The sequence below is a fragment of the Candidatus Eisenbacteria bacterium genome (genome assembly GCA_016867715.1).
Lineage (GTDB): Bacteria > Orphanbacterota > Orphanbacteria > Orphanbacterales > Orphanbacteraceae > VGIW01.
Window position 1 is genome coordinate 69,474 of the sequence record VGIW01000002.1, and the last position, 23,720, is coordinate 93,193.

General features: G+C 65.7%; 17 protein-coding genes. 14 read left to right on the forward strand and 3 right to left on the reverse strand.

Features of this window, described 5'->3' with window-relative positions:
* Positions 1-241: 241 nt before the first annotated feature.
* Genes FJY73_00925 through FJY73_00935 form a run of 3 tightly spaced genes read left to right on the forward strand, consistent with a single transcriptional unit; the run spans position 242 to position 4,229 of the window.
* Entirely contained in the window at positions 242-1,387 is a 1,146-nt protein-coding gene (locus FJY73_00925; GenBank protein ID MBM3319227.1) for a glycosyltransferase, read from the forward strand.
* Positions 1,384-2,328: a glycosyltransferase gene (locus tag FJY73_00930; protein MBM3319228.1), complete on the forward strand. Its 945-nt coding sequence runs from the start codon at positions 1,384-1,386 to the stop codon at positions 2,326-2,328. The genes FJY73_00925 and FJY73_00930 overlap by 4 nt, the downstream gene beginning before the upstream one ends.
* The gene (locus FJY73_00935) at positions 2,325-4,229 is read left to right on the forward strand and encodes a tetratricopeptide repeat protein (GenBank protein ID MBM3319229.1); all 1,905 of its coding nucleotides are present in this window, start codon (positions 2,325-2,327) and stop codon (positions 4,227-4,229) included. Before FJY73_00930 ends, FJY73_00935 begins: the two co-directional genes overlap by 4 nt.
* Before the next feature lie 12 nt (positions 4,230-4,241).
* On the opposite strand, the gene FJY73_00940 is transcribed toward FJY73_00935, so the two are convergent.
* Entirely contained in the window at positions 4,242-6,989 is a 2,748-nt protein-coding gene (locus tag FJY73_00940; GenBank protein ID MBM3319230.1) for a heparinase II/III family protein, read from the reverse strand.
* A 304-nt stretch (positions 6,990-7,293) separates the two neighbouring features.
* Here FJY73_00940 and FJY73_00945 point away from each other — a divergent pair, with 304 nt between their 5' ends.
* The 11 genes from FJY73_00945 (at position 7,294) to FJY73_00995 (ending at position 19,789) form a co-directional block, all read left to right on the forward strand.
* Entirely contained in the window at positions 7,294-8,295 is a 1,002-nt protein-coding gene (locus FJY73_00945; GenBank protein ID MBM3319231.1) for a glycosyltransferase family 4 protein, read from the forward strand.
* A 58-nt stretch (positions 8,296-8,353) separates the two neighbouring features.
* Positions 8,354-10,024, forward strand: coding sequence for a glycosyltransferase family 39 protein (locus tag FJY73_00950; GenBank protein MBM3319232.1), 1,671 nt, complete (start codon positions 8,354-8,356; stop codon positions 10,022-10,024).
* Positions 10,025-10,028: 4 nt separating this feature from the next.
* Complete coding sequence (locus tag FJY73_00955; protein ID MBM3319233.1) at positions 10,029-11,501, forward strand: lipopolysaccharide biosynthesis protein; 1,473 nt, start codon at positions 10,029-10,031, stop codon at positions 11,499-11,501.
* Positions 11,502-11,680: 179 nt separating this feature from the next.
* A complete protein-coding gene (locus FJY73_00960; protein ID MBM3319234.1) occupies positions 11,681-11,902 on the forward strand; it encodes a CopG family transcriptional regulator in 222 nt (73 codons plus the stop codon).
* Between the two features lie 28 nt (positions 11,903-11,930).
* Positions 11,931-13,100 carry a sulfate adenylyltransferase gene (gene sat / locus FJY73_00965; protein ID MBM3319235.1) on the forward strand — a complete coding sequence of 390 codons (1,170 nt, stop codon included), beginning with the start codon at positions 11,931-11,933 and terminating at the stop codon, positions 13,098-13,100.
* Positions 13,097-14,476: an alkaline phosphatase family protein gene (locus FJY73_00970; GenBank protein MBM3319236.1), complete on the forward strand. Its 1,380-nt coding sequence runs from the start codon at positions 13,097-13,099 to the stop codon at positions 14,474-14,476. Before sat ends, FJY73_00970 begins: the two co-directional genes overlap by 4 nt.
* Before the next feature lie 60 nt (positions 14,477-14,536).
* Entirely contained in the window at positions 14,537-15,145 is a 609-nt protein-coding gene (cysC, locus tag FJY73_00975) for an adenylyl-sulfate kinase (GenBank protein MBM3319237.1), read from the forward strand.
* 84 nt (positions 15,146-15,229) lie between these two features.
* On the forward strand, positions 15,230-16,549 hold the full coding sequence (locus FJY73_00980; GenBank protein MBM3319238.1) for an alkaline phosphatase family protein: 1,320 nt from the start codon (positions 15,230-15,232) through the stop codon (positions 16,547-16,549).
* 4 nt (positions 16,550-16,553) lie between these two features.
* Entirely contained in the window at positions 16,554-18,704 is a 2,151-nt protein-coding gene (locus tag FJY73_00985) for an alkaline phosphatase family protein (GenBank protein ID MBM3319239.1), read from the forward strand.
* A gap of 57 nt (positions 18,705-18,761) precedes the next feature.
* Entirely contained in the window at positions 18,762-18,953 is a 192-nt protein-coding gene (locus FJY73_00990) for a hypothetical protein (GenBank protein MBM3319240.1), read from the forward strand.
* 17 nt (positions 18,954-18,970) lie between these two features.
* Positions 18,971-19,789 (forward strand): hypothetical protein, encoded by an 819-nt coding sequence (locus FJY73_00995; protein ID MBM3319241.1) that lies wholly within the window; start codon positions 18,971-18,973, stop codon positions 19,787-19,789.
* Between the two features lie 54 nt (positions 19,790-19,843).
* On the opposite strand, the gene FJY73_01000 is transcribed toward FJY73_00995, so the two are convergent.
* Positions 19,844-21,802 carry a sulfatase gene (locus FJY73_01000; GenBank protein MBM3319242.1) on the reverse strand — a complete coding sequence of 653 codons (1,959 nt, stop codon included), beginning with the start codon at positions 21,800-21,802 and terminating at the stop codon, positions 19,844-19,846.
* Positions 21,803-22,206: 404 nt separating this feature from the next.
* On the reverse strand, positions 22,207-23,313 hold the full coding sequence (locus FJY73_01005) for a hypothetical protein (GenBank protein MBM3319243.1): 1,107 nt from the start codon (positions 23,311-23,313) through the stop codon (positions 22,207-22,209).
* Positions 23,314-23,720: the final 407 nt, after the last annotated feature.

The window sequence follows — 23,720 nt, forward strand, 5'->3', positions numbered from 1 at the left end:
CGCGGCGGGTGGACCGGCGACGCTTCCGCGCCGACTTCGAATGGCGGAATTGTACCAGTTCCGAGCGGGGGAATCGACCTCCTCGGCGGGGCGCGTTCGGACGCCGGAGGCCGGCCCGGGGGCGCTTTTCCGCTGAGCGGTCCGCGAGCGGCGTGCTACGATCGGCCGCGGCGGACGGCGGCGAGAGATGTGGTTCGGACCTAAAGGAGATCGGCGGCGTTCGATCGGCGCGCGGGCCGACATGAAGAAGACGCGGGTCTGTCAGATCTGTTCGGGAGATCTCTGGGGAGGGAAGGAGGCGGTCTCCGCCGCCCTCGCGCGGGGGATCGCCGTCTCTTCCCGAATCGAGGGGAGCGCCGTCGTCTTCCGCGAGGGGCGTCTTCTCGAGGAGTTCCGCGCGGCGGGCCTTCGCGTCGATCTCGTCGACGAGCGGACGCACGGCCCCCGCGCGATCGCACGCGCCCTTCAGCGAATCCTAGGGGAAACGAACCCGCACGTGCTCCACGCCCACGGCTACAAGGAGCATGTTCTCGGCGCGCTTGCCGCGCGCGGGACACGCACGCGCGTCGTCCGGACGCTCCACGGTCTTCCCGAACCCCCGCCCCCCGCGAGAAAGATCCGCGCGCGCGCTCTCCGCGCGATCGAACGGTTCGTGATCCGCCTGGGGACGCACGTTCTCGTCGCCGTGTCCGGCGAGATCGAGGATCGCTTGCGCGGGCGGACCGGCCGCGCGCGCCTCGTTCGGATTCGAAACGGGATCGAGAGGGACCGCCTTCCGAGATCGTGTGATCGCGAGGGGTTGCTTCGCGAGCTCGGTCTACCCGGAGGGACCGTTCTCTTCGGCGCCGTCGGAAGGCTCGTTCCGGTGAAGGGGCTCGACGTCCTTCTCGACGCGGCCGCCCGTTTCGCGCCGGACCGCCCGGAGCATCGATATCTTCTCGTCGGGGACGGGCCCTTGCGCGAGGAGCTCGAGCGGCGCGCGGAAGAGCTCGGCATCGCCGACCGCGTCCTCTTCCTCGGGCATCGCGACGACGCGGACCGTGTCATCGGTTGTCTCGATGCTCTCGTCATGCCCTCTCGGCACGAAGGAATGCCGATGGCGCTTCTCGAGGCGCGCGCTCTCGGGGTTCCGATCGTGGCGAGCCGAACCGGAGGGATCGCAGAGGCGGTCTCCGCGGAGGACGGGCTTCTCGTGGAGCCGGGAGACGCCGCGGCGCTCGCGGAAGCGCTCCGAGGGATCCGCTTCTTCCCGCGGCGCCCACGCGAGCGGTTCTCTTCGAGCGAAACCGACGAGTTCTCCGCATCGCGCATGATCGAGGAGTACGTTCGAGTGTACGAGGAAGAGGCTGCGGCGCTCGTGCGAGCGAACCGGAGCGAGCCTTCATGAGCCGGGACTACGCGATCGTCATTCCGGCGCGCGACGAGGAACGCGCGATCGGGAGAACGCTCGACGCGCTTCGCGGTCTCGACGAGGAGATCGGGGCGAGCGGCGCGATCCTCGTGATCGACGATCGTTCGGAAGACCGGACCGCGGAGATCGCGGCGTCGAAGGGGGCGCGGGTTCTCCGTGCGCCGGAAGGGACGATCGGCACCCTTCGCAATCTGGGCGCCGAGGCGGCCTCGTCCTCGATCCTTTGCTTCCTCGACGCCGACTGCGAGGTCGCGCCTTCCTGGCGGACCGCGCTCGGCGCGATCGTCCGCGAGAAGCCGATCGGCTTGATCACCGGCTTTCCGGCCGCCGTCCCGCCCGACGCAGGCCGCCTGGAGACGATCCTCGCGTTTCGTCGGCCGTCGCGCGCGCCCTCCTACATTCCGAGCGGCAATCTGATCGTCACGCGCGACGTCTTCGAGAGCGTCGGGGGTTTCGATCCGCGGCTCGCGACCGGCGAGGATCACGATTTCTGCGCGCGCGCCTCGGCGCGCGGGATCCGCATCGAGCCGCGTCCGGACTTCCTTGCCTTTCACCGCGGGTATCCGAAGACATTCGGCGAGTACTTTCGAAGGGAACGATGGCACGGGCGAGGCGACTTCCAGTCGTGGGGGTGTTTTCTCCGCTCGCGTCCGGCCGTGCTCGGGTCGCTCGTTCTTGTCTCGCTCGCCGCGAGCGCGGCTCTCGCGGCGGCCGGCGCGCTCCGCCCCGCGGGAATCGTCCTCGCTCTCGGCGCGGCGATCCCGATCCTCGCGACGGCGATCGCGCGCGGGGATCGCTCCATCGCCCGCTTCCCTCTCTTCCTCGCGAGGTCCGCCCTCTATCTCGTCGCGCGCTCTCTCTCGGGGATCGACGTTCTTCTCTCGCAAGGCGCGCGCGGCGCTCGAAGGAGCGCATGAACCGGACGATCGCGGCCGCCGCTCTTCTCGCGATCGCGTATGTCTTCTTCTCGTTCCGTCCCTCGACGCATCTTTGGTCGCTCTCGAACGGAGCCGATCTCGGGTCCGCGGCTCGGATTGCATGGATCGTCTTCGGCCTCTCGATCGCCGCTCTTCCGGTTCACGCGCGCAGCGGCGAGAGGGCCGCCGCCTTCCTCCGGAGGGCGCGCGTTCCCGGTCCGGCCGGCGAGGGGGCGCTCGCTCTTCTCCTTTTCGGTCTCTTCTACGCCTTCCGCTCGAAGAACCACTTTCTCGGCGACGGCTGGCTCGTCATCACGCTTCTCGAACGGGACGAAGATCCGATCGTGACAAGGCCGGGGATGGGAACGCTCTTTGTTCATCGGGCGCTCTTCCGCCTGGTTCGCGCGCTCGGCGTGGGCGAGGAGTTCGTGTTCGTTCTCCTCTCGTGCGCGGCGGGGGTGCTCTTCGCGTGTTGGGTGGTCCGATGGGCCCGCGCGGTCGCCCCCGCGCTTCATCCCGAACAAACGCGGGGCGCGGTCCTTCTCCTCGCCGCGGTCCCGCTCACCGTCGGGACAATGCAGCTCTTCTTCGGGTACGTGGAGAACTACGCGCTCGCCCATCTTCTCCTTCTCGCCTTCTTGGCCGAGGGATCGCGGGTTCTTCTTCGCGGGGGGAGCAGGATCCCCGCGGCAACGTTCTTCGCTCTTGCCGCCGCCGCGCACTGGGCGGTTCTCGCGCTTCTCCCCGCGCTTCTCGTTCTTTGGCCCCGGTCGAACGGCTCGTTGCTCGGGAAGGCCCGCGCGCGTCTTCCCGAGATCGGCCTCGTTCTTCTCTTTCTCGTCCCCCCCTCGCTTGCGCAGGCGCGCCTCGTGCACCAGTTTCATCCGTGGATCGCAATCGGCGAGGAGGCGCCTTACGGAATCCTCTCGCGCGACCATCTCCTCTTCTCCCTCAACTTCGCGCTCCTTCTCGCGCCGGTTCCGATCCTTCTCTTTCTTCTCCGCCGCTCGGAGAAGGGCGAAGGCGAGACACGACACGAGGCGTTCTTCCGCTTCCTCCGCGTCGCGTCCCTCGCGGGCATCGCTCTCTCGCTCGTCGTCCGTCCGTTTCTCGGCCCGAGGGACTGGGATCTTCTCTCGCTCTTCGTCGCGCCGCTTGCGCTCTGGGTGTCGGCTCGCGCGCTCGTTCGAGCTTCTCCGAGGAGAATCCCGTCCCTTGCGACGCTCGCGGGAGGACTCGGCCTCTTCTTTCTGATCCCGTGGGTTGCCGGCAACACGACGGTCGAACGGGGAGCAGAGCGGGTCGCGCGAATGATCGCGGACGATCCGCATCACTACTGGGGTAGGAAGCCGAAGATCGTGGGGCTTGCTTGGGTGATGGCGGAGAGGGGCGCCCCGGAGGCGGCGCACCGACTCTTCGATCGGGCGGCCCGGAAGCGCCCGGACAACGCGGTGGCCCGCTCGAACCTCGGGATCCTCCTTTGGGGGCGCGGGGAGTATCGTGAGGCGAAACCTCATCTCGAGGCGGCGGTCCGTCTCGATCCGACGCTTGACCCTCCGCTATTTTATCTCGGAACCGTTCGCTTTCATCTTCAAGAAGGCGATCTCGGGGAAGAGGCGTTCCGACGTTTCCTGGAGCTCGTCCCGGGGAATCCGTCCGCCGAGAGCTATCTCGGCCGGGTGTTGCTCCGAAAGGGGGAGTGGGAGGAGGCGCTCGAACATCTCCTACAGGCCCGCCGCGCGCTTCCGGAAAACGCCGATCTCGACACGTGGATCGGCCTCGGCCTCGTGAGATCGGGAAGAGGCGCGGAGGCGGTCCCCTATCTGGAGCGGGCTCTTCGGGCGGAACCGCACCGCGAGGACGCGCGGCGGCTTCTCCAAGAGACGGCCGGAACTCGATGACGAAGGACGACGCTACTCCGCCGCGCGAAGGTCGGTCACCTTGGCGGGCGGGACGACATCGAAGAGGAAACTATGCGTCTCGGAGACCCCGTACTGTCCGCCGGCGCCGACGGAGTGCACGCGGAAGTAGGTGCGGACATCGTTCTCTGCTGCCGGCTCGGTCAAGACGACCGAATGGCTCGTCACGAGAGCCGGATCGAGAGGAGTGAAGAAGCCGAGAGCCGGGGTCGGCCCGTACTCGACGCGCGAGTCGGAAGGGATATTGGTCTCCCACTCGATCGCCACCGCGAAGGTTTGGCCGCCGATAATCGAGGCGGCCACGTTCCCGATCTGAACGAGAGCGTTCTCCCCGCTGAAGGTGAACGAGAGGATCCCGGCAGGAGTCGAGGTCGGCGGGGGCGTGAGGATCTCCTCCGCGCCGCCGGGGGCCGGCATCCCGAGACGCCGAAGGTAGAGCGTGCGGCCCGCGCGGAAGACCCGGTACACGGCGGACGAGGCCAGATTGCAGATCGTCTGCAAAGAGGCCGTGTCGCCCGGGGCGAGCGAGTAGGTGACCGAGTCGATGTCGACCCCCTCGGCGCGTCCGAAGAGGATCACGCGGTCGTTCACGATCTCGGCCCCCACCATGTTCCCGGTTTCGATGAGGCGCGTGTCGGGCATCGACTGAACCGATGCGTCGCAAGGATAGAGCACGTGGAGGAAGAGATCCTCGAGGGCGGGGGTCGTCGCCTCGACCTCGATCCGCCCCCAGCCGATCGTGTGGTTCACGACCTTCGCTTCCTCGCCCTCGCTTCCCGGGGACCATTCGCCCCAATAGTAGTTCGCACCCTTGGTCGGATCGTACTTTCCGTTCGCGTCGAACCCGCCGGCCCAGTACGCGTATCCGTCGTGCGATCGGTTGTTCCCGCCGATCTTCCGCATCGTCCGGTTCTTGGGGAGGAGGGACTTGAGGAAGAGGCTCCCCTGGCCGTACGAAGGACTCGGATCGGTCACGCGCGCGATGCTCGCCCCCGCGTAATCCCAGATGCCGGCCTCTGCGTTCCCCCTCCTCTGAACGCCGGACCCCTGGATCGTCGGCTCGGCCTGAAAGTGCACGTTCCAGACCTTCGTGAAGTTCGGGTTCACTGATCCGACGCGATCGAAGACGACGAAGAAATCGGGGCGGAGGAAGACGAACTCCCGGGTGATGTGCGTCAGCTTGTTCGGCTGGAAGGGCTTGTTGCGGCTCGCGGAGATCGCTTCCTGATCGTAAGCGGTCGCGAGATCCGCGAGCGCATAGGTATAGGCATCGTTCGTTTCATAACGAAGAATCTTTCCCGGGCGGAAGGTGGGATCGGTCGTCGCCTGCGCGTAGGTGGGGGCGCTCGAGGGCATCACCTGGCCCCCTTCGTTCAGCACGACCGCGCCCCCCGCGGTCCAGTAGAAGATCTCGTTCGGGTTGTAGACGTGGACCGTATTGTGCGCGATCGATCGATGGAAATAGTTGGACGCGTGGCTGCCGCCGTCCGTCGACCAGTAGTGCGCGTAGTAGCCGCTGTCGATGATGAGGTTCCCCTTCCGATGGATGATGAAGGAGCCCTCGTCCTGGTGCTGATGGCCGTAGAGATACATCCCGGCGCCGAAGTTGGCCCACGTCGCGTTCGCATCGCGTCCGGTGCACATGTAGATCTGGTCGGTGCCCCCTTCTCCGAGTCGCACCGCCTTCGGGGCGGTCGCGGGATTGTAGGGGGGAAGCGTCGGGTCGTACCAGAGGACGAAGCACCAGATACACGCGTTCCGATAGTCGCCCGCGCTCCGGCTCACGATATCGTTCCACTGCTTCACATTGTGCGCTTGGTGGTACGGATCGTTCGCTCGCGCGGCCATGAGCGCGACGTTTCGGTAGTCGTCGCCGTACTGCGGGCGGCTGTCTTCCTTCATCGCCATGGTCCCGCGGTGCGGAGGCGTCGAAAGAGCGATCCACTTCCCCCACTCAAGCGGCCATTTCCCCGAGAGCGTCCATCCGTCGACTCCCGTGGCGACGGTGAACGCCTCGATGAACCAGGCGCGGCAGAACTGGTGGCCGGTCTCGTACGAGGGCCCGATCGCGGCGGCTCCGCCGTGAAGATCGAACGCCTTCGTCATGACGTTCTCGATGTTCCAGCAAACCTTCTGGTACTCGGTGGCGTAGTTGCCGTTGTCCGCGTTCGACCCGGCATAGAGAAGCGATCGGCTCATCTGCGTCAACCGGTCCCACGTACAGGCGTCCCTCCAGGTGTGGCCGTCCGGAATCGACGTCTGGGGCGCGCCGTACTTGGGCGCGATCGTCGAGATGTCGGCGGTCGAGAGGCGATCCCAGATCCAGTCGGCGGCGAAGGCGCGCGCGGCCGCCTTGGAATCGATCCCCCAGTTGCTCGAGGAGGAGAGGAGCGCGTTCCGGACGAAGTTGCCGTACTTGTTCACCTCGAAGCCGCCGCCCGAGTAGCCGGTCTGGTTCCAATGCTCGTGGATGACGTAGACGAGCGCGTAGTTCGGAAGGAAAAGCGCGTCCGTCCGGTTCGCGTTGATGCCGGCGTCCGAGAAGGCGAGGAGCTTCTCGTAATGCTGCCGGTGCGTGCCGCCGGTGCGGCAGCGGTTCGCGATCGACGGGATGTCGGCGGACGTGAAGAAGATCCTCGGGTGTCCGGAAGGGATCGCGTAGGCGGCGCGGGCCGGCGCCGGCGCGGCCGCGACTCCGGCGAGAAGTGCCGCGACGAGAAGGAGCGAGAAGGAAATCCGCATCGCCAATCTCCGAATCGGGGTTGAGATCAAACCCACAGAATGAGTGTAGTCGAAAAGACGCCCTCGCGAGCGCGCGCATGCTCGTCGGTCCGGCCGCCGCACCGGCGGCCGGCTGCGCTCTTCTATTATAACATCCCCAACCACTTATCGGCGCGCGGGGAGGCAGCTTGAGAACGAGCGACAGACGCGTCTCTTCTTCTGCCGCGGGGGAGAATCCTGTACACTGCCGATGCCTCGGGCGAGGACGGGCCCGCGCAGGGCGGCGGCCGTTCCGCGTTTCCGAAAACGAGGGAGCGGGGGAAAGGTGCGTTTGGTGCGCGTGCTGACGAACGTCCGGCGCTTGACGGGGGCCTCGCCGCCGGGGAGGGAGATCCGAATCGATCACGTGCCCCTTCGGCGCCACAGCCTCCGCGCAGGGCTTCTTCTTTTCGCCAAGTCCCGGTCCTATGACGCGATCGTGCTTTACCAACCCGGAAGGGAGCTCTTCTTTCTCGCCGCCTTGCGTTGCCTCACGATCGGCCGCCGCCCCCTCTTCGCGGTCGTTGACGCGGTCTTCTCCCTGCCGAGACGCTCCGCGGCGGGACGCGCGGCGGACGCCCTCAAGCGCCTTCTTTGGAAGAAGGTCGATCTCTTGATTCTTCATGTACGAGATTGTTCCGGGATTCGCGCGTCCTGGGGAATCCCCGAGTCGAAGTGCCGGTACGTTCCCTTCAAGGTGAACTCGCTGGAGGCCGTCGCCGGTCTCGGGACGCGGGAGGGGGATTATGTCTTCACGGGGGGGCGCTCGCGGCGGGACTTCCACACGTTCTGCCGGGCGATGGAGAGGCTTCCGTACCGCGGGATCATCCTCACGCCGCGCGAGGAGGAGAACGCGGAACACGGAACGTTGCTCGAAGGGCTCGCGGTTCCGGCGAACGTGGAGCTCGTCCGCGACGACGGGTCTTCGGAGTCGTGGATCCGCCACATCGCGTCCTCGAAGCTCGCGGTGTTCTGCATCGCACCGGAGGCGATCGGGGCTTCCGGCGTGGGCGCCTATCTTCTGGCGATGGCTCTCGGGAAGTGCGTCGTGATCACCGACTGCCCGGCCGTGCGGGGCATTCTCACGAACGGCGGGGAGGCGATCCTGGTGCCGCCGCGCGACCCGGCCGAGCTTGCCGAAGCGATCGCGCGCGCGAGCGAGGACGCGGAGCGTCGCCGAGCGGTCGCCGAGCGCGGCCGCCGCTATGCGCTTTCGCTCGGCGGCGAGGAGGACCTCATGCGGCGGATCGCGGAGACTCTCGCGCGCGAGGCGGAGAGCCGAACGTGATGCGCGGGCGCCGAGCCCGGGCGCGCTGCCCGCGGGGTAAGAGCAAGGAGGAAGCGCGTTGAACGAAGAACCGGCCGGAACGGCAACCCCCGCGCGCGTTCCCGTCCTGATCGCGCGCGCCGCCGGCGCGGTTGAGGCGGCCGTCGTTGGTCTTGTCGCCCTCGCAGCCCGACTCGCCGCCCTCGACCACGCGCCGTACGTCGACGAGCTGAACCACGTCCTCGCGGCGCGCTCGTTCCTCGAGGAGGGAACGATGCGGATCGCGGGCGGGGCGATCTACGATCGCGCGTGGCTCTTCACGCGCCTCGTCGCCGAGGCATTCCGACTCTTCGGCGAGAGCCTCGTCGCCGCGCGGCTTCCCGCCGTTCTCGCGGGAACGGCGCTCGTCGTCGTCCTCTTCCTCTGGGTCCGATCGTTCGCCGGGCGTCTCTCCGCGTGGATCGCGGCGGTTCTCTTTGCATTCTCGCCCGGCGCGATCTTCGTCTCGCAGCTCTCCCGTTTCTACACGCTTCAAGGGCTCTTCTTCTTGGGGGGCGCTCTCCTCGTCCTCCGGCTCTTCGGCCGCTCTCTCACGATGGGGAGGACGATCGCGTCTCTCATCGGGGCCGGCGTTCTCTTCGCTCTCGCGCTCCACTTCCAGGTTCTCACGGTCGTCGGGATCGGCGCGGTCGCTCTTTGGGTCGTTCTCGCTCGGGCGCCCCGCGCGCTCCGCGTGCGCGGACGATCGCGCGCGATCCTCCTGGTGGGCGGCCTCGTCGTGTTGGCCGCCGGTCTCCTCGGGGCGCCGTGGATCCTCCACCGCGCGCGAGGCTTCTGGGAGCTCTTCAACCGCGTCGATGTCTGGGCGGCGGGCGATCGAGGGAACGTCCGCTACTACCACTGGCTCTTCCTCGAGCAGTACGCGACGCTCTGGACGCTCTTCCCCGCGCTCGCGCTTCTTGCGATCCGCGCGCGCCCTCGGGAGGGGAGCTTCTCGCTCCTCGTCTTCGCGGTCCCCTTCCTCGTCCAATCGCTCGCCGCGTGGAAGTCGGAGCGGTATCTCTTCTACGCAATCCCCTTCTTCTTCGCGAGTGCGGGGGCGGGGCTCGGAGCGCTGATCCCTTGGCTTCGAACGGCGTTCGAGGAAGCGATCCGATCGGTCGGTTTCTTCGCGCGGCGGCCCTCCGCGGCGCGGGGCTCGGCGCTCGCGCTTCTCATCCTCGCCGGTCTCTTCGCGGCCGCGGGGAACGGCGCGTTCTCGCTGGCCGCGAAGATGGTCGCCGGCAGCGACGCCGATTGGCCGTTCGCCCGCACCTATCGCGGGGAGCCGAACTGGGGGGCGGCGGCCGGACGCCTCGGCGCCGAACGCGTGCAGGGGGCGGTTCTCGTCGCTTCGTCCGATCTCAAGGGCCTCTACTATTTCGGCGGAATCGACTACATCCTCTCGCGCGACCTGCTCGGCGATTCGCGGGGGATGAGGGAGGAGTTCGCGCCGCACTGGAAGACCCGCGTGCCGGTGGTCTCCGAGGCCGAGTCGCTCCGGCGGATCGTGGAAAGGCATCCGCGCGGTCTCGTGGTCGTCGAGAAGAAGCAGCTCCGGACGAGCTGGGGCGTTCCCGCGCCCGCGGCCGATTTCCTGGAGCGATATTTCGAGGAGATCCCTCTTCCCGCGGAATGGAGGCTTCGGGCGTTTCGCTGGGACCGCCCGGAGGAGGGGGAGGGCTTCTCTTCCGAGGAGCCGGCGAGGTGATGTCTTGAACGAAGGGAAGACGCCCGATCGTCGAGAGCTCGATCGTTCGCTCATCAAGGGTCTGGCGTGGACCGGCGCGGCGAAGTGGGGGACCCAGATCGTCGCCTGGGGGGCGACCCTCGTCGTCGCGCGGCTTCTTCTCCCGGAGCACTACGGCCTCGTCGGGATGGCGACGGTCTATCTCGGCCTCGTCACGCTCTTCAACGAGTTCGGGTTCGGCACGGCGATCGTCTCGCTCCGCGATCTCTCCGAACGGCAAATCGCGCAGCTCAACACCGTTTCCGTGCTCTTCGGCGCGGCGAGTTTTCTCCTCTCGCTCGCCGCGGCCCGGCCTCTCGCGGCGTTTTTCGACGCCGCGGAGCTCACGGCGGTCGTGATCGCGATGAGCAGCGCGTTCGTCGTGGCCGCGTTCCGCACGGTTCCGCAGGCGGTCCTCCAGAGAGAGCTTCGCTTCGGGACGCTCGCGGTGATCGAGGGCGTGCAGTCGATCCTCCGCGCGCTCTTCATGATCCTCTTCGCGGCGGCCGGTTTCGGCTACTGGACCCTCGTCCTCGGGAACGTGGTCGGTGCGCTCTTTCTCACCGGCATGACCCTCTTCGTCCGCCGGCTCCGCTTCGATCTCCCGGCGTGGAGGGAGATCCGCTCGGCGATCCGCTTCAGCGGGCACATCCTCGGCGCGCGGATCGGGTGGTACATCTACTCGCACGCCGACTTCGCGATCGCGGGACGCCTTCTCGGAAAGGGTCCGCTCGGTTCCTACTCGCTCGCGTGGAGCACGGCGGGGATGCCGGTCGAGAAAGTGACCGCGCTCATGAGCCGCGTGACGCCCGCGATCTTCTCCGCGGTTCAGTCGGAGAAGGAATCCTTGAGGCGTTATCTTTTGAACCTGACCGAAGGGCTCGCGCTCGTGACCTTCCCGGTCGCTGTGGGGCTCGCTCTCGTCGCCGACACGCTCGTGCCGTCGGTTCTCGGCGAGCAGTGGCAGGGCGCGGTCGTTCCGCTCCGGCTTCTCGCTCTCTACGCCACGTTTCGCTCGATCGTGACGCTCCTCCCGCACGTCGTGAACGTGATCGGCGAGACGCGCTTCGGGATGTGGAACGCCTACCTCGCCGCCGCGGTCCTCCCGGTCGGGTTCATCGTCGGGGCGCGTTGGGGAACGATGGGGATCGCCTCGGCCTGGCTCATCCTCCACCCGCTCGTCACCTTTCCGCTCTACCGGCGAGTCTTCAAACGCATCGAGCTCTCCGCGGGCCGCTATCTCCGTTCCGTCTGGCCGGCCGCAAGCGCGGTGCTCGTGATGGCCGCCGCCGTTCTCGCGGCGAAACAGCTCGCGCCGGACAGCTGGTCGGCGGGCCGGCGCCTCGCCCTCGAGGTCCCCGTCGGCGCCGTCGTCTACTCGCTCGCGCTCGTCGTCTTTCATCGGCGCCGCCTCCGCGCCGTCCGCGAAACGCTCCGCCTTCTCCGGCGGGAGACGTGAGTTTCGGTGCCTGGTGAGTTTCGGTGCCTGGCACCGAAACCCCTGCCGATCTTCTAGGAGGCGGGCGCGCGTCTCCTGTGCCTGCCCGGTTGACGGCGACCCCGCCGAACCGCTACAGTAGGCTCTTCTTGGGGTGCGATCGGTTATCTGATCGGAGCCTCAATAGGGAGCACGAGAGCGTGAGAGAGAGTCGCGTCACGATCAAGATCCCCCGTCCGCTCTACCGAAGAATCGGACAAGTGATTGAGGGGTCTGGGTTTAGCTCGCCGACCGACTTTGTCGTCTTCGTTCTTCGGGATCTGGTCGGGGAGCGGGGTCCGGCGGAGACCCCGGACGAGTTCACACAAGAGGAGCTCCGCAGCATCCGCCGGAAGCTCCGCAACCTGGGCTATCTCGAATAGTCCCCCGGAAACTTCGAGGGAACGAAGCATGATTCGCGCACATGGAGGCAAGCTGGTCCACCGGGTCGCGGAGGAGAAGGAGCGGGAAAGCCTGGTCCGTCTCGTCGATTCGCTTCCGCGCCTTCCCCTGAACGAGCGGGAGACCGCCGACATCGAGATGATCGCGATCGGGGCGATGAGCCCTCTCGAGGGGTTCATGAACCGCGAGGACTACGTCAGTGTTTTAGATCTCAAGCGTCTCGCCAAGGGCCTCCCGTGGACGATCCCGGTCGTTCTCTCGGCGAAGGAGGGGCACGGCGACGAGTTCCGCGAGGGGGAGAAGATCGCCCTCGTCGGGCCGGAAGGAGAGGTGCTCGGCGTTCTCGATCTGGAAGAGAAGTTCGCCGTCGACAAGGAGCAGGAAGCGGAGAAGGTTCTCCTCACGACCGACGAGTCGCATCCGGGCGTCCAATACCTGAAGAGCATCGGCGATGTCTATCTCGGCGGGCCGATCACCCTCATCCAGAGGCCGAAGCACCGGCGCTTCGAGGACTTCCGCCTCGATCCGCGCGAGACCCGCGTCCTCTTCAAGGCGAAAGGATGGGAGACGATCGTCGCGTTCCAGACCAGGAACCCGATCCACCGCGCGCACGAGTATCTTCAGAAGTGCGCGCTCGAGGTGGTCGACGGGCTCCTCGTGCACCCGCTCGTCGGGCAGACGCGCGGCGAGGACATCCCGGCCGACGTGCGGATGGAGTGCTACCGCGCGCTCTTCGAGAACTACTATCCGCGCACCCGGACCGCGCTCTCGATCTTCCCGGCGGCGATGCGCTACGCGGGACCCCGCGAGGCGATCTTCCACGCGCTCGTCCGCAAGAACTACGGCTGCTCGCACATGATCGTCGGGCGCGACCACGCGGGGGTCGGGAACTTCTACGGCCCCTTCGACGCCCACTACATTTTCGGAGAGTTCGATCGCTACGAGATCGACATTACGCCGATGTTCTTCGATAATAGCTTCTTCTGCCGCACGTGCGGCAACATGGCTTCCTCCAAGACGTGCCCTCACGGGAGCGCCGATCACGTCGCCCTCTCCGGCACGAAAGTCCGCGAGATGTTGGCGCGCGGGGAGATGCCGCCGCCGGAGTTCACGCGGCCGGAGGTCGCGGAGATCCTGATGGAGTACTACCGCAAGCGAAACAAGGAGCAGAACGGATGAGTCGTTTCGCCCTGATCGGTCTGGACGGCGCCCCTCCGAAGTTCCTCTTCGATTCGTGGCGCGACGAGCTGCCGAACATCCGATCGGTGATGAATGATGGGATCCACGGAATCCTGCAATCGACGATTCCGCTCGGGATGATCCCCGGTTGGACCTCGATGATGACCTCGCAGGACCCGGGACAGCTCGGGATCTACGGGCCGCGCGGCCGGAAGGGACGCGAGTACGGCGATCCGGCGCCGGCGACCTCGGAGCAAGTGAGGGCGAAGACCGTTTGGAACGTCCTCTCGAACCATCGCTTGAACTCGCTCGTGATCGGGGTTCCCCAGACGTATCCCCCCAAGCCGCTCAAGGGGGTTCTCGCGGCGGGGCCGTACACGCCGGGGAAGGACGCGCACTGGACCCACCCGCGCGAGATCGCCCGCGAGATCGAGGAGAGCGCGGGGGGAGAGTACGTGCTCGGCATCCCGGACTTCCGTTCCCTCGAGGAGGACTGGCTCTTCGATCAGATCGAGGAGATGACGCGGAAGCGCTTCGCCGTCTTCCGCCGTTTCGCGGCGAAGAAGGAGTTCGATCTCATGGTGCTCGCGGAGTCCGGTCCGGATCTCATCCACCGCTCGTTCTGGCGGTACATGGACCCCGAGCACCGGCTCCACCAAGCGGACCACAAGCATGCCGACTCGATCCGGAAGTACTACCGTTTCCTCGACGAGGAGCTCGGCCGCCTTCTCGACTCCCTTCCGTCCGACACCTCCACGATGATCGTTTCGGAACACGGAGCCGCGCGCTCGGACGGCGCGATCTGCATCAATGAATGGTTGATGAATGAAAAGCTTCTCGCGCTCAAGGAGAAGCCGGAGGAGCCGGCGGCGCCGGCCGCGGACCATATCGATTGGGGGAAGACGCGCGCGTGGGCGGAAGGGGGGCACCTCGCACGGATCTACCTGAACGTGAAGGGGAGGGAGCCCAAGGGAGCCGTCCCCGAGGCGGACTACGAATCGTACCGCGAGGAGCTCAAGGCCAGAATCGCCGCGATTCCGGACGACAAGGGGGATGCGCTGAAGACCGAGGTCCTGAAACCGGAGGAGATCTACCGGACGGTGAGCGGGATCGCGCCGGATCTTCTCGTCCTCTTCGGCGATCTTCGCTGGCGGGCGTCCGGGCTCGTCGGAACCGGATCGGTTTCTCTCCTCGACAAGGAGGCGGGCCTCGACGACGCGAATCACAACCGAAACGGGATCCTCATCTGGGACCACCCGGCGAAAGTCCGGCCGAAGGCGAAGGATCCGTATTCGATTTTCGACATCGCTCCCACGATCGTGCGCTTTTTCGGCCTCGATGTCCCCGCGCACTGGATCGGCGAGCCCCTGTTCTGACGAGCGCCGAATCGGCGCGCGCGGGGGGCGAGGGGAGTCGGGGAAGGAAGGGAAGCGTTCATGGAGATGAAGGGTTTCACGATCTGGTTCACGGGTCTCTCCGGTTCGGGGAAGACGACGCTCGCGCGCGTCGTGGAAGAGATTCTTCGCGAGCGCGGGATGAAGGTCGAGGTGCTGGACGGAGACGTCGTCCGCACGAACCTGTCCAAGGGTCTCGGGTTCTCGAAAGAGGACCGGGACACGAACATCAAGCGGATCGGGTTCGTCTGCCATCTCCTTTCGCGGAACGGGGTCGTCGCGATCGCCTCGGCGATCAGCCCGTACCGGGACGTGCGCGATTCGAACCGCCGCCTCATCGGGAGGTTCGTCGAGGTGTACGTGAAGTGCCCGCTCGACGTCCTCGTGAAGCGGGACGTGAAGGGGATGTACGCGAAGGCGCTCGCCGGGGAGATCAAGGGCTTCACCGGCGTGGACGATCCGTACGAGGAGCCGCTCAATCCCGAGGTCCTGGTCGAGACCGACAAGGAATCGGAAGAGGCGTGCGTGCAGAAGATCATCCGCACGCTCGAGCTCATGGGATACATTCCGGGCGCGGACGCGTCGGGCGAGACGAGCGAGGAAGAGGAAGAGAAGATTCGGCGGCGTCTTCGCGATCTCGGTTATATCTAAAACAATCATGCCTCGATGGAGGCGATGGGAAGGTTCCGGCGAGACCTTCGCCGGGCCGGACGGGGGAAGAGGAGAGAGCACGGGTTGGCCGCGTTCTGGAAGAAGCGATCGAGCGGCCCGAAGGTGTGCGTCTTCGGCGTGGACGGGATGCCGCACGCGCTCCTTCGCCGCCTGATGGACCAGGGGGTGATGCCGCGGGCGCGCGCGATCTTCGGGAGCGCTCTCCGGCGGATGCGGGTGACGCTCCCCGAGGTCTCGTCGGTGAGCTGGTCGAGCTTCATGACCGGCTCGAACCCCGGGACGCACGGGATCTACGGCTTCACCGATTTCGACAAGGGATCGTACCGGATCCGCTTCCCCTCGTTCGCCTCGCTCCGGGCGCCGACGCTCTGGGACCGCCTCGGCAGGCGCGGGAAGCGCTCGATCGTCCTCAACCAGCCGTCGACCTACCCGGCGCGCGAGATCCCGGGAGTCCTCGTCTCCGGGTTCGTCGCGATCGATCTCAAGAAGGCGGTCTGGCCGCCGGATCTCGCGCGGAAGCTCGAGGAGATGAACTACCGGATCGATCTCGACACCCAGAAGGCGGGGAAGCACTCCGATTACCTCTTCCGGGAGCTCCAGGCGATCCTCCGTGGACGGGAAGAAGCTCTCGATTATCTTTGGGAGAGGGAGAAATGGGACCTCTTCGAGATCGTGGTGACCGGAACCGACCGCCTGCAGCACTTCCAGTTCGACGCGATCGAGGATCCGTCCCATCCGAACCATGTGCACTGTCTCGACTACTACGAGAAGGTGGACGCCCTGCTCGGGCGCGTGTTCGATCGGTTTGTCCGGGAGACGGGAGATGATTCGGGGCGCGGCTTCTTCGCCCTCTCGGACCACGGCTTCACCAGGATCCGACAGGAGTTTTACGTGAACGCGTGGCTCGTCGAAGAGGGCCTTCTCTCATTCCGGACCGGGGAGCCGAAGTCGTTCGAGGACGCGGAGCCTTCCTCGAAGGCGTTCGGCCTCGATCCGACGAGGATTTATTTACATCGCAAGGATCGCTTCCCGAACGGGTGCGTGGAGCCGGACGAGGTTCCGGAGCTTTGCGCGCGGATCGCGGAGAAGATCCTTCCCCTCCGCTTCGCCGGCGAGCCGGTCTTCCGGGGGGCGTTCCGGGCGGAGGAGATCTACTCGGGACCCGAGACCGCCTCGGCGCCCGATCTCGTCCTCCTCGCGAACGACGGTTTCGACGTCAAGGGATGGATGCGGACCGGACCGGTGTTCGGCCGGTCCCACTTCACGGGGATGCACAACTGGGACGACGCGTTCTTCTGGAACGGAGGCCCGATGCCGGAGGACTTCGACATCACGGCGATCGCCTCGGCGATCGAGAGCCGCCTCGCGGGCCAAGAGGAGTAGAGCGATGCGCCGATCGGTCGGTCGCTTCGCGTTTCTTCTTCCGGCCGCGCTCGTTCTTCTGGCGGCCTCTCCCGCGGAAGCCTACATCGGGCCGGGCGCCGGCTTCGCGTTCCTTTCCTCGTTCTTCGTCCTCTTCGTGACGTTCCTTCTCGCGATCGCCACGATTCTGATTTGGCCGATCCGTCTTCTCATCCGTCTCGCGCGCAGGAAGGGGAAGCTCGCGAAGACCGACGTGGATCGGGTGATCATCGTCGGGTACGACGGTCTCGATCCGAAGCTCGCCAGGAGGTGGATGGACGAGGGGAAGCTCCCCAACTTCAAGCGCCTCGCGGAGAAGGGGGAGTTCCGGCCGCTCGACTCGTCGTGGCCTTCGATGTCGCCGGTCGCGTGGTCGAGCTTCGCGACGAGCAGTGACGCGTCCCGTCACAGCCAGTACGACTTCCTCTCCCGCGATCCGAAGACGTACATCCCCGATCTCGCGTCGGTGAAGATCGTGAACCCGACGCGGCGCATCAAGCTCGGCAAGTATCGAATCCCGCTCGGCAAGCCGGTCGTTCGCCTCCTGCAGCGATCGATCCCCTTCTGGAAGATCCTCGGCGAGCACGGAATCTTCTCGCAGATCATTCGCGTGCCGATCACCTTCCCGCCGCAGAAGTTCAACGGCGCGGTCCTCTCGGCGATGTGCGTTCCGGATCTCGCCGGCACGCAGGGGACGTTCACCTTCTTCACGACCGACACCGAGGGGGCCAAGGCGGCGACCGGAGGCGTGCGGAAGCCGGTTGCGAGGAACGGGAACATCGTTGAGGCGTTTGTTCCCGGTCCGGCGAACAGCATGACGGAGGGACAGGAGGAGCTTCGCGTCCCCGTTCGGATCGTGATCGACGAGGCGAACGAGAGCGCGACCCTCCATCTGCCGGACGAGACCTTCCGGCTCCGCCTTCGCGAGTTCTCTCCGTGGAAGCGCGTGACGTTCAAGCCCGGGCTCGGCGTGCGCGTGAACGGGATCGTCCGCTTCTGTGTCCTTTCGATCCGCCCGCACTTCGAGCTCTATCTCACGCCGACCCAGATCGATCCGGACAAGCCGGCGATGCCGATCTCGGAGCCGCTCTTCTACTCGGTCTACCTCGCGAAGCTCCTCGGGCCGTACTCGACGCTCGGGCTCGCCGAGGACACGTGGGCGCTGAACGAGAGGGTTCTCGACGAGGAGCTCTTCCTCGAGCAGGTCTGGCTGAACCACGAGGAGCGCGAGAGGATGTTCTTCAACGCGGTCGATCAGACGAAGCGCGGCCTCGTGGCGTGCGTCTTCGACTGCACCGACCGGATCCAGCACATGTTCTGGCGCTATTTCGACGAGAACCATCCGGCGAACCGCGGCAAGGACACCGTCCGTTTCAAACACGCGATCGAGAACCTCTACGTGCGCGCGGACGAGCTGCTCGGCCGAATCATGAAGACGTGCGACGACCCGCGGACCGTGCTCATGGTCATGTCGGACCACGGGTTCACCGAGTTCTCGCGCGGGATCAACCTGAACTCGTGGCTCGCCCTGAACGGCTACATGGCGATGAAGAACGGCGACAAGACGTGCAAGGATTGGTTCCAGGGGGTGGATTGGTCGAAGACGCGCGCGTACAGCTTCGGCCTCACGGGGATCTACATCAATAAGTCGGGGCGCGAGGGGCAGGGGATCGTCGATCCGAAGGAAGCGCTCGCGCTGAAGCGCGAGATCGCGGCGAAGCTCTCGGGTTTGCGCGACGAGGAGCGCGGGAAGACGGCGGTGAACGACGCGATCGTCGCCGAGGATCTCTACACCGGTCCGTATCTCGACGCGAGCCCCGACATCCTCCCCGCGTTCAACACCGGCTATCGGATCTCCTGGGAATCGGCGGTCGGCAAAGCGGACGGCAAGGTTTTCACCGACAACACGAAGAGCTGGAGCGGCGATCACTGCGTCGATCCGAGGCTCGTGCCGGGGGTTCTCTTCTGCAACCGCCGCCTCGCGCGCAAGAACCCCGCGATCGTCGACATCGGAGCGAGCGTCCTCGATCTCTTCGGGATCGAGCGGCCTCGCCACATGACCGGGAGGTCGTTTTTCCGCGCCGCCCCCGAGGAGGATTCCGCGGGCTCCGTTCCGCGGGGCGCGGCGAACGGATAGAATGGACTCGGGCGAAAGCGGAGAGGGCTCCGCCGCGCCGGAAGCGGGAGGGAAGAGATGTTCGGACCGAAGGTCAAGATCAGCAAGGACCTGATGGAGAAGATCAAGAAGTACTCGGCGCTCGCCGGCTACTCCTCGCCGGACGAGTTCGTCCTGCACGCGCTCGAGAAGGAGATCGCGAAGCTCGAGGAGGCCGGATCGGACGAGGAGATCAAGAAGAAACTCCAGGGGCTCGGCTATATCTCATAAAGCTTGAGGATCGAAGCATGTGGGGATTGGTGCGCGCGGTGACCGCCGTCTTCGACGGCCTGATCGGGATCTTCGGCCGTTGGAACCCGATGGTCGGGCTTCTCGCGGTCTCCATTCTCACGGGCGGCGTGATGCTCGTCATCTTCCGCTACACGTCGAACCAACAGGCGATCGCCCGGCAGAAGGAGCTGATCAAGGCGCACATCCTCGAGATCCGGCTCTTCAAGGACGACCTGCGCATGCAGTTCGCCGCGCAGAGGAAGATCCTCGTCGAGAACCTCCGCTACATGCGCTACGCGCTCGCCCCGATGCTCGTGATGCTCGTTCCGGTCCTCGTCATCTTGATCCAGCTCGACGTGCGGTACGCGAGAAGGCCCCTCCTTCCCGGCGAGACGACGGTCCTCCGCGTCGCCGTGGAAGAGGGGACCGACCTTTCGTCGGTGCGGCTCGACGCGCCCGAGGGGATCACGGTCGAGACGGAGCCGATGCGAATCCCCGGCGCGCACGAGGTGAACTGGCGGATCCGCGCGGAGAGAGAAGGATCGCACGATCTCGTGATCGCCGTCGGCTCGGAGCGCGCGGTGAAGCGGCTCGAGGCGGGGGAGCGCGTCGCCAAGCTCTCCGAAGTCCGCGACCGCGCCGGCATTCTCGCCGTGTGGGCGCGCCCCGCGGAGAGCCCTCTCCCGAACGGATCCCCGATCCGCGAGGTCGCGCTCGCTTATCCGGAAAGGGACCTTCGGCTCTTCGGGATCGGAGCGCACTGGCTCCTCGTCTTCTTCGTCGTCTCGGTCGTCTTCGGCTTCGCGATCAAGGGCTTCGTCGGCGTCGAGGTGTGATCGGCGGAGCGCTTCTCCCAAACACTTCGGTCATCAAGCTTCGGCAGCGTCGCGCTACTCGATGTAGCCGAGCGCGCGGAGGCGGTCCATTGTGGTCGCGTCGAGCTCCGCGCTCTTCTCGGAGCGGGTGAGCCGAGCGCCTCGGAACAGAACCGAAAGCGACTCGATCTCCGCGAGGAGTTCCGACGCCCGGTCGGGAAGCTCCTCGAAGAGATCCTCGTGCTCCCCGGGATCCTTCTCCAGATCGTAGAGCCATGCGCCCCCGTCCTCGGATCGGATCAGCTTATAGTTCCCCTTTCGGAGAGTGTCGTACCTGCGGCCGGAGAGCTGGATCTCGCTGTAGGAAGAAGACGCTCCCGCGCCGCGTCCCTCCAAGAGGCCCGCGAAGCTGCTCCCCTGCATCCCCTCGGGGGGATCGAGACCGAGAAGATCGAGGAGCGTGGGCATCACGTCCACCATGCGCGCCATCGAGTCGATTCTCCGGCCGGAGGGGACCGACCCGGGGCGGATGAGCGCGAACGGAACGCGAAGCTCCTCTTCGTAGAGCGAATGGCCGTGGCCCCAAGAGCCGTGTTCGTAGAACGTCTCTCCGTGGTCCGCCACGACGACAATCAGGGTTCGCTCGATGAGGCCGCGGGTCTCGATCGCGTCGATCAGGCGGCCGATCTCTTCGTCCAAGTAGGCGATCTCCCCGTCGTAGCGGTCGATCATGTTTCGCCGTTCCGCTTCGGGGAGGGCGCGCGCTCGGTTGGCGGGGGCGAACACCCCCGCGGTGGAGGGAGGACGAATCACGGGGTCGCCGTCGTAGCCGCCGGAGAAGAGCGCGTCGTAGGGAGCCGGCGGCTCGTACGTCGCGTGAGGCTCCAGGAAATGCAGATAGGCGAAGAACGGCTCCTTGTCGTTTTCGCCGATCCAATCGAGGAAGGGATCGATCACCTCGGGCGCCGCGAGCGCCGCCGCGTCGTGCTCGATTTCCCAGAAGAGCCGCTTCTCGATCGAGATCAAGAGATCCAGGCCGGTCGACACGACGGGAAGAGGACCGAACCTCCGCACGCCTCGAAGAAGAGCGTGGCCGAGACCGTTCTTGTACGTGGTGATCACGGGGAGCGTGACGAGCGTTTCGAACCCTTGGTCGAAACCGAAGACCGGCGAGATGTACGTGTTCGCGCTCGAGCAGAAGGTCCGGTAGCCTCTCCCTTGAAGGTCCTCAGCCAGCGTGTGCGCGGACTCCGGAAGGGCGTCGTGCTCCACCGCGGTGTGGGTGGAAGGATAGAGGCCCGTGAGAAGCGTCGCGCACGATTCCTTCGTGTGCGGCGCCTGGGAGACGAGATGGGTGAAGACGGTTCCCCTCTCCACGAAGCGATCGAGCCTCGGCGTCGTTCGCCTCGGATAGTCGTTCCACGAGACGTGATCGTTGCGGAGCGTGTCGATCATGAGGATGAGAAGATTGGGCCGGCCGCGAACATTCCCGCCTTCGATCGATGATGGTTCAATCGTTCTCCCCGCGGAGCCCGGGACGATCGAGAGAAGACCGAAGAGCGCGCCCGCCGCCGCGAACGTGAAGATCGCCGCTCTTCCGGCAGTGAGCCGCGGGAGCCTTCGGCCGACGCGCGCGATCGCGATCCCGAGGGCGACGGAGAGGAGAATCGCCAGGCCGTCGAAGAGAAGGCTCGCCGGCGCCGTCTCCTCGGGGAGGTAGTGCCGGTTTCCGATGCTGGTGACGGCGACGAGAAGGAGGAGCGGGAGAAGAACGGCGAACGGATGCGGGTGAAGCCTGCGCCCGCCCGGGAAGACCGCGAGGAGCGGCCAAAGGATGAGGCCCGCGGCGCCGCCGAGGATTCCGTATTGGATCGCCGTCAAGAGAACGAAGTAGCTCGGGAGGGATAAGGAAGAGAGCACGCGGGTGAGAAAGAGGGAATCGAGAGCGCCCGCCGCGCCTCCGGCGAAGAGGCCGGCCAGGATCCAGAGGATCCACGAGAGGCCGCCCGTTCGCTCCCCGCGTTCTCTCGACATGTGGGTCCTCCCCTCCGGCGCGCGCGTGCGTCCCTTCGCTCGGGAGACCCGCGTCCTCATCCGTCGGTCGCCGCGCGAGCGATCGCGGTCATCGTAGACGAATGCTCGACTTGATTCCAGTTTCTCCGCGCGGTCTTCGTGAACGCGGTTCGGATTGTTCGGGTGAGCGGCTGCCGAATTCGGTATGGCGTCCCCGGAAATCCGTTCTGTCCGATCTCTGACCGGACAAGCTCTCCGTGACGATCCTCGATAAGTGTTGGGTGCGGAGCCCAATCTCCGCACACCCTTCGAAGCGGAGACAGACCGTCGAGATGGACAGGACACCCTCGCCGTCTCTCGCAAAGACGGCAGCTCGGGGAGATCTTTTCACTTGCGCCCGGGGGCCTTGTAGGTGTTAGCCGACCTCACTCCTGATCTCCCCTGAAGGGCTGTGGAATCGACTTAGCGGGATCCGCCTTTGCGTTCTTCAGAAACTCTGTGACTTGCCGCGAGAGCGTTGCCGCCCATTGGGGCTCTCGCACATCGTAGACGATAACGCGCAAGTGACGAAGATCGAACGGGATGTCGTCGATCTGCCCGGCTGCGAAGACTACAGGCTTTCTCGCCGCGTGAGCGAGGCCAAGCTCATAGAACACGTTCGCGTTCTTGCCGGTCAAGTCGGCCAGAAGAACGGTCGACTTGCCGATCTGTTCCCAAATCTGCTCGACAACAGTCCCGGTGTTGAAGAGTTCGTCTGCGCGGACGGGCTCGAAACCCGCTGCTCGGATGGCAGGCACGTAGATCTGTTGGTAGTACTTATCGAACCACTCGCCGAACGGCATCATTACGAAACAGCTATCAAGGAATCTACGAACCCGATCTTCCTTAAGTGGTTCCGGGGGCTCTGGGAGTGCCTCTTCCCCTGTGCCGCTAGGTTTCTCCCGCGGCGGCGTCTTGGGTGGTCTAGCTGCGAACGACATCAGAAAGGCCAGGTTTTCACGAAAGACCTCAGCGAAGCGGTCAACGCGGTCTCTGGGAACGCTGAACTGCCTGGACAGAGTGTTCTTGAAGAACTCGTCCTCTGGAAGCGGCTTGCTCCCGTAGAACTCTTCCACCTTCTTGAAGTCCTCTACCTTTCTGAACGCTTCAAGAAGAGCCCTTTGCCTGTCCGAGGCATCTTCTGGGGCCACGATATCCTGACCGAGCTTTTCGAGGCGCACCGTAGCGTGGGCCCCACTTCCCGAAACGAGTCCGTACTGATTCGCGGCGCGGAGGAGGTCCAGAAAGCGCCAGTCATTGGACTGATGGAAGCCGACTGCCTTTGCGAGGTCTGCGGCGTTCATTGGGTTTCCACCGTGCTTCTCATCGATCGCTCGGGGGACGCGGATAGCCGACTCCAGGGTTTCCTTCGGAAACGTCCACGCCGCCCCTTTCTTGCCACCACTCGTCGGCGTTGTGCGAGGGCGTTTGGGCTTGCCGGATTCCTTTGGAGTCGATGTTTCGGTGACCGTACCTGTCTTCTTCTTTGGCATCACGTATCCCCCGAGTATCTCCCTGTTCGCCTAACAAGTTGTTGAAAAACCTCAAAACCACCCCCCGAACTGCGGAACTTGGGCTAGTACCCCAACGCCGGCATCGCCGGCTGCCGATTCCCGCGACTCGTTGCGGGCTCCGAGCCGCTTGTCGGTTCTCCCGCAACGACCTCCGGTCTCGTCCGGGAGTTCAACGAGGGGGAATAGGCTGCGAGCGGTCTCGTCCAAACCCGCGGAAAGGCCGGTCCGTCGATTCGCGCAGTTTGAGGTCGAACCCTTGGCGTCTCGTGATTCATCGTGCCGGCTCCTGCGATCATCCGACCAAACCGCTTCGTGCTCGGAAATCGACCGGCCGATCGATCCGCATCCTACTCCGTCCACTCTTCAGGAGTCAAGGCTCTGTGGAT